The following is a 9,243-nucleotide window of genomic DNA, read 5'->3' on the forward strand; positions in this document are numbered from 1 at the left end:
TCGGCGGCTGGGTGTTCCTGCTCGCGCTAATGGCCGGCGGTCTCGGCACCGCGCTGACCTGGGAGCACCAGCCGCTGGGCACCACGTTGCAGACAGGTCTGGCCTGCGCTCTCGCGGTGTTCGGCCTGGGCATCGCCGTCAGCGCGTTCCTGGGGCGCACGGGGGCCGGGTCGATCGTGCTCGCGGTCCTCACCGCCGGGCTCCTCGCGGCCACGGCGGCACTGCCGAAGAACATCACGACGCACTATGCCCGCACGGACTGGATACCGACCACGGCGGCGGACGTCCGCCCCCAGTACGAGGTGGGCCTCGGCACGGGCAAGCTCGACCTGAGCGGGATCGACCTCGGCAAGGGCCAGACGCTGGAGACCAGCGCCGAGGTCGGCATGGGTGACCTGCGGGTGATCGTGCCGAAGGACGTCACGGTGCGGCTCGACGCCGAAGTGGGCGTCGGTGACATCGTGCTGCCGGGTGACCAGAGCAAGGACCTGGATGTCGCTCCCGGCAGGGAGAAGAAGGTGACGCTGGAGCCGCCGTCGGGCGGCGAGGACGGCGGCACGCTCGATCTGCGGCTCGAAGTAGGCGTCGGACAAGCGAAGGTGACCCGTGCTACGTCATGAATCACACCCCGGAAAGTTGGTGGCGGGCCTCAGTCTGCTGACGGTCGCCGTCGTGTACACGGGCGACGCGGGAGGTGCCTGGGACGCACCCTGGTTCATCGCACTGCCCATGGTGATGGCGGGGCTGTTCCTCGCGGGCGTGACGGCGGCGGTCCATGGCATACGCCCGCGCGGTGCGGCCCGCCCGAGCGGCCGCCCCGGGCCCGGCCGGGAGCCGCGCGGCTGAATGGGTGCCGTCGCTAGCGGGGCCCCAGGGCGCCCTTGCGGCGGTCGGCGATGAGGGCGTCGACGGAGAGGACGGACGCCCCGGCGAGCACGAGCGGCAGCCAGGCCATCAGGTAGGCGAGGTCGTTGCCGTAGTAGTAGGGCTCGGTGGACCAGCTGACGGTCAGCCACAGGCTGAGCGAGATCAGCGCACCGCCCAGTGCGGCGATGCGGGTGAGGAGGCCGATCAGGGTGCCGATGCCCACGGCCAGTTCGCCGAAGGCGATGGCGTAGCCGAAGCCGACGGGGTTCTTCAGGGAGAGGTCGACCAGGTCCGGGATCGCGGAGATGTCGCGGATGTCGGTCATCAGCTGCCCGATCGACCCCGCGCCGCTCGCCCGCATGAAGGCGTCGTCGGTGAGCTTGTCCAGACCGGCGTAGATGAAGGTGACGCTGAGGAAGATCCGCAGCGGGACCAGGGCGTAGCGGGAGGCGGTCGTCCGCCAGTCGCTCCGCCCGGCGTAATGGGTGTGGCTGTCCGTCCGCATGCCGTGAGCCATGGCTCTCGCCGCCTCTCCCGTCGACCCGTCACCAGACCATACGGAGAAGAAGCGGCCGTTGCTCACCCCTGTGCGACGGATGGCACGACATTGTGCGAGGAAGTGCGCCCGCCATCGTGCACGAGGCCGGGCGGAGAGACGACGGGAAGCGGAGAGGGGGAAGACTCGCGATGGTTCTGCCGAGGGGGGTCGGCCGGTGGCTCGGCCGACTGGTTCAGTCCGTGACGTCGATCGTGACGCGGTTCGTCTCGATGCCCGCGGCCGTGATCACCTGTACGTCGACCCGGCCGGGCTCGACGTCGACGGGGACGGGCACGGTGAGCGTGGCGTCGGTCGGGTTGGTGAAGCCGCCCGGCACGGGCACGAGCGGCACATGGACATGGACGGTGCCGATCCGGACGACCATGCGGGCCAGCCGGTCCGCGTCGCCCGCGCCGGGAGGCACGAAGCCCGCGCCGCGGATCTCGATGTCGTCGCCCGTACGGATCGGGGCATCGAGGTCACCGGCCTCGCGGGACCGCACCACGGAGAGGATCACAGGACGGCCGCCCTCGGAGTACTTCCCCGCCAGGTATGTCGCGGCCGACACCAGGACGAGCAGCGCGAGCCCCCAGGGCAGGTCGGGCAGTTCCTCGGGGCGTCGCGCGAGGCGTACGGCGGCGAAGATCACGGCGACGGCGCTGACCAGCACGTACTGCGCGTCGGTGAAGCTGCCGCGGCCCGCGTCGTCGGTGAGCGAATCGGCGGCCCGGGGCCGGTCGGCACGCACCTTCTGCAACCGCTGGCCGAGCACCCGCAGGCCGACGACCCTGCGCACGAGCACGGCGACCCCGCAGACCACGGCCAGGACGGTCACCATGGCGACGGCCCGTTCGAGTCCCAGCCCCGCGATCACCTCGTCCCGGTCCTCGTGCCCCGAGGCCACGGCGAGGCGGCCCGCGAGGACCAGCACCGAGAAGACGACGAACAGCACCCAGCAGGCGGCCACGGCACGCGAGGTGGAGAGCCGGTTGTCCTCGCCGATCACCGGCGCAAGGACGCCACCGCGCTTCCGGTGGACGTATGCCGCGCCGCTCAGCAGCCCTCCCACGAGCAGCGCGGCGACGAGCCCGGCCGTGCGGGCGGCGGTCCAGCCCGCGCCGATCGCGGTCAGCGCCTGGACCAGGAGGAGGACCGTGAGGGCCGCCCAGACGACGCCCAGGGTCCGCGTCCACAGGCGCCGCAGCCAGGCTTCGCCCTCGGCCCTGCCCCGCTCGGCGACGTCCCGGGCGGACTGCGTCAGTTCGTCCGACACCCACTGCCGGGAAGCGCCCGCCGAGTGGGCGACGGCCGCGGGCAGGCCTTCGCCGGCCGCCAGTTCATCGCGCTTGGTGAGGAACGCGGCCACGGCGAGCCGGTGCCCCTCGCGCGCGCCGTGCGGGCAGCCGCCGCACGTGCAACCGCCCCCGTGCGCGCCCTGTCTCGCCTCCTGCACCGCCACCGCGTACGCCGCCTTCCCCACCCTCGGAGCCCTTTGGGCCACCGTTCCTGAACTTCCGCGCGCAACAGGGGAATTGTGCCGCACGAAGGGGTGCGCGCACTCCATGGGTCAGGTCAGCGAGGGTGAAGGGGCGAGCACGGAGTTGACGGCGACAGCGGGTCCGCGTGGCGCGGGGTCAGGACCATGGGCCGAAGGGGCGAGCCCGCCGGTCGCGGGGTCAGGTCAGCAGGTCGGGCTCGCTGCGGCTGACGTCCTGCCACAGGGACTGGTAGTTGATCCACGCGACCAGATCGCTGCCGAGCTGCTCGCGGGTCAGCACCGCCTGCTGGTGGCCGATGAGCACCGGGCGGCCAGCGGCCCGGGCGCTGAGCTGCACCTGGCAGGAGCGCTCCAGGGAGATGAACCACCAGGCGGCGGCGTCGACGGAGTCCCCCACCGTGAGCAGGCCGTGGTTGCGCAGGATGACCGCCTTGTTGCCGCCGAGCGTGGTCGCGATGCTGCGCCCCTCCTCGGCGTCCACGACCACTCCGGTGTAGTTGTCGTACAGCGCGTGGCTCTCGTAGAAGGCGCAGGCCTCCTGCGTGATGGGGTCCAGGAGTTCGCCGAGGGTGGAGAGCGCGCGGCCGTGCAGGGAGTGGCAGTGCGCGACCGCGACGACGTCGGGCCGTGCCAGGTGGGCCTGGGCGTGCACGGTGAAGGCGGCCTGGTTGACGTGGTGCCGCCCCTCGACGACCTGCCCGTCGGCGTTGGCGAGGACGAGGTCGCCGACGGTGATGTGCTTGAAGGGCATGCCGAACGGGTTCACCCAGAAGCAGTCCGTGTGCTCCGGGTCCCGTGCCGTGATGTGCCCGGAGACCCCGTCCTCGTACCCGAGCCGCCCGAAGATCCGCAGCGCTCCGGCGAGCCGCTCCTTGCGGTGCCGCCGTTCGTCCTCGACGGAGTCGTGCACGGGTGGCATCGCGAACTGCAACCGCTCGACGGGTATGGGTGTGGGCGCCTGCATGTGTCCTCCGTCTCTGGCCGTACGAGGCGGAAGGTACCGGTGGTAAGTGCAGGTGAACAGAGGCGGAGGGATCACGGATTCCGGTCGGCCAAAGGCGACACAAGGTGTCGGGTATCGACGGAAGACTCGACGCATGTCGTTCAACCGGAAAGACGTCAGCGGAGCGGAGCCAGCGGCAATGGCGGCGGAGCCCGCAATGACAGAGCCAGGCGTGAGTGCGTCGGCCGTGGCGGCGGAGCCCACAGCGACGGCAGATGCGGTGGCACCGGTCCGATGGGGGGACTTCGTCGAGGCGGAGCCGGGGTTCGCGGTGGTGGTCGAGAGGCGCTTCGGTGCGTTTGTGCATCACACGCTCGCCACGCTCCGCAGGGACGGGGCGCCGCGGACCACGGGGCTGGAGGTGCGGTTTCTGCACGGGGAGATGTGGCTCGGAATGATGCCGGGTTCGCTCAAGGCCCTGGACCTGCGGCGCGATCCGCGCTTCGCGCTCCAGGCGAACCACGGCCCCGACGCGGAGATGGCCGACGGGGACGTCCGGATCGCGGGCCGCGCGGTCGAGGTGCGGGATCCTCGGGTCGTCGCGCGCTATGCCGAGACGGTGGATCCGCCGGACCCGGACGCGTTCCATCTGTTCCGCACCGAACTGACGGAGGTGGTGCGTACGTACATCGAGGACGGGAAGTACCTCGCGGTGCAGCTCTGGAAGCCGGGGGCGCCGCTGCGGACGACGCGGCGTACCTGAACCCGAAGGGGTTCCCCGATGCGTGGGGCCATGCGAAACGGCGCCGCCCGCTTCGGGGGAAGCGAGCGGCGCCGTCTACGGCAGGGGGGAGGTCACTCCCACTCGATGGTGCCCGGCGGCTTCGAGGTCACGTCGAGGACGACGCGGTTGACGTCGGAGACCTCGTTGGTGATGCGGGTCGAGATCTTCGCGAGGACGTCGTACGGCATGCGGGTCCAGTCGGCCGTCATGGCGTCCTCGGACGAGACGGGGCGCAGCACGATCGGGTGGCCGTAGGTGCGGCCGTCGCCCTGGACGCCGACGCTGCGGACGTCGGCGAGCAGTACGACCGGGCACTGCCAGATCTCCCGGTCGAGACCGGCCGCCGTCAGTTCCTCGCGGGCGATGGCGTCGGCCTCGCGGAGGAGGTCGAGGCGCTCCTTGGTGACCTCACCCACGATGCGGATGCCGAGGCCGGGGCCGGGGAACGGCTGGCGCTGGACGATCTCGTCCGGCAGGCCGAGCTCGGCGCCGACCATGCGGACCTCGTCCTTGAAGAGCTTGCGCAGCGGCTCGATGAGCTGGAACTCAAGGTCCTCGGGGAGGCCGCCCACATTGTGGTGGGACTTGATGTTCGCGGTGCCGGAGCCGCCGCCGGACTCGACCACGTCGGGGTAGAGCGTGCCCTGGACCAGGAACTCCACGGGCTGGTCGCCCGGGGCCTCGGCGATGATCTCCGCCTGGGCCTGCTCGAAGACGCGGATGAACTCGCGCCCGATGATCTTCCGCTTCTCCTCGGGGTCGGAGACGCCGGCGAGGGCGTTCAGGAACCGCTCGGAGGCGTCGACGACCTTGAGCTGGACGCCGGTCGCGGCGACGAAGTCCTTCTCGACCTGCTCGGTCTCGCCCTTGCGCATCAGGCCGTGGTCGACATACACGCAGGTGAGCTGGGAGCCGATGGCCTTCTGGACGAGGGCGGCGGCGACGGCGGAGTCCACGCCGCCGGAGAGGCCGCAGATCGCACGCTTGGAGCCGACCTGCTCGCGGATGGCGGTGACCTGCTCGTCGATGACGTTGCCGGTCGTCCAGTCGGGAGTGAGGCCGGCGCCGCGGTAGAGGAAGTGCTCCAGGACCTGCTGGCCGTGCGTGGAGTGCATCACCTCGGGGTGGTACTGCACGCCGTACAGCTTCTTCTCGTCGTCCTCGAAGGCGGCGACGGGCACGACGTCCGTGGACGCGGTGACCGTGAAGCCCTCGGGGGCCGCGCTGCACGCGTCGCCGTGCGACATCCACACGGGCTGCTCGGCCGGGGTGCCCTCGAAGAGGGTGGAGTCGGCCTTGGAGACGGAGAGCGGCGTGCGGCCGTACTCACGGGCGCCGGTGTTGTCGACCGTGCCGCCGAGGGTGGTCGCCATGAGCTGGAAGCCGTAGCACATGCCGAAGACGGGGACGCCGGCCTCGAAGAGGGAGCGGTCGACGGTGGGCGCGTGCTCCGCGTACACCGAGGAGGGGCCGCCGGAGAGGATGATCGCCGCGGGCTTCTTGGCGAGCATCTCGGAGACGGGCATCGTGCTCGGCACGATCTCGCTGTACACCCGCGCCTCACGGACGCGGCGGGCGATGAGCTGGGCGTACTGCGCTCCGAAATCGACGACCAGAACGGTGTCGGGAGCGGCGGCAGCGGGGGGCGCTGATGGCACGGCGGCGGCCTTCCGGCGTTGAGCGTGAGCGAGGCTCAGTGCGTGAGCAGGGGGTCTGTTTTGTCGATTCTACCGGGCCCGATGGGACCACCCTCGTCGCATCCGACGAGCCCCGCGACCGGGGCGGCGGGCGGAAGGGGTGTCTCAGCATCCGGGCCGCGGGCCGGGACCGTTTGACCCCGCGCGGGCCGGTGGGGGCATACTGACCCCGTGACCAAGCGCTACGACTTCCTCTTTACCTATGGCAACCGGCCTGCCGGCTGCCATGGTCGAGCTGCTTGATCACCTGACAAGCGACTTACCGGGCGCCCCGGGCCGACAAGGCCCGGGGCGCTTCGTCGTATCCGGACCTTGCCGCTCCGGGGCTCTCCGGTCGAACCGAACCTCCGAGGAGCACCCGATGACCACCACCGCGACCACGAACGCCGCGCCCACGGACACCGCCACCGCCACCGCCAAGACGACGGGCGTCCCGGCTGCCGCCAAGGGCGGGGGCAGGGGCGCTGCCGAGTGGACCGGCGCCCGTACGCCCGAGGCCGTCGGCACGATCGAGAACGCGCGGGAGCGGATCGACGCGCTGGACGATCGCATCATCGGGCTCGTCCAGGAACGGATGGCCGTCTCGGCCGTCATCCAGGAGGCCCGCATCACGTCGGGCGGGCGTCGCGTGAACCTCTCGCGCGAGATGGAGATCCTCAGCCACTACAGCGACGCGCTCGGCAAGCCCGGCACGGCGCTCGCGATGACGCTCCTCGAACTGTGCCGGGGCCGGGTCTGACCACCACCTCGGGCCACCGCCACCGGGCCACCGCCTCCAGGCCATCGCCACCGGGCCACCGCTCTCGAACCGGGGGCTGGGGCGGGGGCGCCCGTGGACCTGAGTTCGGGTCGGCTCTCACCCGTACGGCGCGTGACCGGTTCCCGGCGGGCTTCGTTGGTCCCGGTGTCCGTGTCAGCCAGGGGCGGGCCCGCAAGAACCACGCGTGGCTCCGCTGGAGCGATGAGGCGCACGGACCGTTTCCGTGCGCCGTGGGACCTCGCTTCAGCGATGTGACCGGACGGCAGGGGACAGCAGCCCGGTCACCCAAGAGAACGGTCGGCTCCGGGGACGCTCGGGGCCGACCGGCCTCCGTCCCGTTTTCCCGGCCCCTTTCCCTTATAGAAGCGGTCGAAACGGTTGCGCCCCCAACCGGCCATCGAGCACGATGCGTAGGAGGACGGCGTTCCGGCCTCCGTCCACAACTTCATTGCCAGTGGTCGAGACCACGCGTGCGCCCCCTGTGCGCCGGGTCGGCCACCGGGCGGCACGGACCAGCGGCGCAATCCCCCCGGCGCCGCCCCGCGGCACCGACGCTGCCCTGACGTCGGTGCTGACAGCCAAGGGCCCCGCGGATCCGTCCCGCGGGGCCCTTCGCTATGCCACGATCACGGCTTCGCGAGTTTCGCGACCTGCGCTTCGACGACCTTCTCCGGCACGCCGAACTTCTTCGGCTCGAGCAGGTTGATCGAGTAGAAGGCGGCGAGCGTAGAACCGCTGCGTACGACAGTGAAGCTCATCGGCGTCTTCTGGTCCTCGATGAGGCCGACGACCTTGTACGAGACGGCCTCGTCGCCCGCCTTCGGGGCGGTCAGGGCGGCGACGTCGCTGTACTTGGAGTCGGCGTGCTCGTAGGCACGGCACTTCTTCGTGGCCGTACGCAGATTCTCCATGACCTGCTCGGCTTCGGACTGCTCGTGCGCGAGCAGGGCGAGCGAGATGACCGTGGCGTCCAGTTCGTCCGGGCCCGTCATGGTGCGGCCGACGCGGGCCGAGGCCTTCGGGTCGCTGGTGAACATGAACATGTCGGCGAACGGCTGGCAGGCCGCCGGGTCCGCGGGCACGGTCTGCGAGGGCATGTCCGCGGCGGAGAGCTTCTCGACCTCGTAGCCCTTCAGGTCGCCCTTGGCGAGCACGGCCTTCTCCAGGTCGGCGGAGGAGAGCGCGGCCTTCCCCGTCCCGGGCCCGGCGTCTCCCTCGGATCCCTCGGAGCCGGAGTCCTTCTCGGAGCCGGAGTCCTTCTCGGAGCCGGAGTTCTCGCTGGGTTCGCCGTCGTCCTTGGGCCCCGACGACTTGGCCGGTTCCGACTGCTTTCCGTCGTCGCCGGAGTCGCCGCCACCGCATGCCGCGGTCAGACCCAGCGTGACCGTGACCGTCGCGGCCACGATGGCCCGGGACACAGTTGACTTCACGTTCTTCTCGCCTTCAGTTCGCACCCCGCGGGTTGCGGGCCCCCGCCCGAGGCGAATGAAAGCGGCTGACCGGCCGAGTTCGCCAGCGATTCGCGTAACGATCGGGAACCGCCGAAAAGGTTGTACCGCACGGGTGTGAGTTGGGACGGAACCGTACGGGGAGCGAGCAGCTCAGACCTTGCCGACCTGGGCGTCGACGATCGCGGGTGCCACCTCCGGATTCTCGTCGGCGGTGGGCGTGCCGCCGCCCTCCATGCCGACGCGTTCGGCCTGCCGGTCGTCCTGGACGCCCTGGGGGTCGTAGAGGTTCGATGCCGCGAAGGTCATGAGCGTGCCACCCCTGCGGACCACCGTCACGGCCTCGCGGAACACGAACTCGCCGTCGCGGTGCGCGTAGGCGTACGAGACCGCCTCGTCGCCCTTGTCGGGTGCGGGCAGCGTGCGAACGCCGGAGTAGCGCTGACCGCCGACGCGGAAGGTGGCGCACCGCTTCGACTTCGCCGCCTCGCGGAGGCGGGTCATCACATGCTTGGCGTCGGCCACCGTGTAGGCGGAGAGCCCGACGTCGGTCGTGGTGTCGTCCGCGGCGTCGGTCGTGGTGTCGGTCGCAGTGTCGCCCTTGCCGTTCGCGCTGGTCACGACCCGGTCGACCTGTGCCTTCGGCCGCGGCGAGGCGGTGACCGGAGCGGCGAGCGGGGCGCAGGTCGCGGGGGACGTCCGCGGGGC

At 71.2% G+C, this 9,243-nt stretch carries 8 protein-coding genes and 2 pseudogenes; 4 read left to right on the top strand and 6 right to left on the bottom strand.

What is annotated here, in order from left to right:
- Both AB8Z36_RS18920 and AB8Z36_RS18925 read left to right on the top strand, forming a co-directional pair.
- Positions 1-620: pseudogene (locus AB8Z36_RS18920) on the top strand (LiaF domain-containing protein); the annotation flags it as partial.
- A gap of 19 nt (positions 621-639) precedes the next feature.
- The gene (locus AB8Z36_RS18925) at positions 640-846 is read left to right on the top strand and encodes a hypothetical protein (RefSeq protein WP_440581949.1); all 207 of its coding nucleotides are present in this window, start codon (positions 640-642) and stop codon (positions 844-846) included.
- 13 nt (positions 847-859) lie between these two features.
- Here the strand turns inward: AB8Z36_RS18925 and AB8Z36_RS18930 are convergent, their stop codons facing one another.
- The 3 genes from AB8Z36_RS18930 to AB8Z36_RS18940 form a co-directional block, all read right to left on the bottom strand.
- Positions 860-1,384 (bottom strand): DoxX family protein, encoded by a 525-nt coding sequence (locus AB8Z36_RS18930; RefSeq protein WP_369214513.1) that lies wholly within the window; start codon positions 1,382-1,384, stop codon positions 860-862.
- 214 nt (positions 1,385-1,598) lie between these two features.
- Positions 1,599-2,864, bottom strand: coding sequence for a hypothetical protein (locus AB8Z36_RS18935; RefSeq protein ID WP_369214519.1), 1,266 nt, complete (start codon positions 2,862-2,864; stop codon positions 1,599-1,601).
- A 217-nt stretch (positions 2,865-3,081) separates the two neighbouring features.
- Positions 3,082-3,867: a class II aldolase/adducin family protein gene (locus AB8Z36_RS18940; RefSeq protein WP_369214514.1), complete on the bottom strand. Its 786-nt coding sequence runs from the start codon at positions 3,865-3,867 to the stop codon at positions 3,082-3,084.
- A 259-nt stretch (positions 3,868-4,126) separates the two neighbouring features.
- Here AB8Z36_RS18940 and AB8Z36_RS18945 point away from each other — a divergent pair, with 259 nt between their 5' ends.
- The gene (locus AB8Z36_RS18945; protein ID WP_369214515.1) at positions 4,127-4,609 is read left to right on the top strand and encodes a pyridoxamine 5'-phosphate oxidase family protein; all 483 of its coding nucleotides are present in this window, start codon (positions 4,127-4,129) and stop codon (positions 4,607-4,609) included.
- Between the two features lie 92 nt (positions 4,610-4,701).
- Here AB8Z36_RS18945 and guaA read toward each other — a convergent pair whose 3' ends face one another.
- Positions 4,702-6,288, bottom strand: coding sequence for a glutamine-hydrolyzing GMP synthase (guaA, locus tag AB8Z36_RS18950; protein ID WP_369214516.1), 1,587 nt, complete (start codon positions 6,286-6,288; stop codon positions 4,702-4,704).
- A gap of 400 nt (positions 6,289-6,688) precedes the next feature.
- Here guaA and AB8Z36_RS18955 point away from each other — a divergent pair, with 400 nt between their 5' ends.
- Positions 6,689-7,066, top strand: a complete 378-nt coding sequence (locus AB8Z36_RS18955) for a chorismate mutase (protein ID WP_369214517.1) — start codon at positions 6,689-6,691, stop codon at positions 7,064-7,066.
- Between the two features lie 647 nt (positions 7,067-7,713).
- Here the strand turns inward: AB8Z36_RS18955 and AB8Z36_RS18960 are convergent.
- Both AB8Z36_RS18960 and AB8Z36_RS18965 read right to left on the bottom strand, forming a co-directional pair.
- Entirely contained in the window at positions 7,714-8,517 is an 804-nt protein-coding gene (locus AB8Z36_RS18960; RefSeq protein WP_369214518.1) for a hypothetical protein, read from the bottom strand.
- Positions 8,518-8,688: 171 nt separating this feature from the next.
- Positions 8,689-9,243 (bottom strand): annotated as a pseudogene (locus AB8Z36_RS18965) (hypothetical protein); the annotation flags it as partial.

The organism is Streptomyces flavofungini (genome assembly GCF_041028215.1).
Classification (GTDB): Bacteria; Actinomycetota; Actinomycetes; order Streptomycetales; family Streptomycetaceae; genus Streptomyces; species Streptomyces flavofungini_B.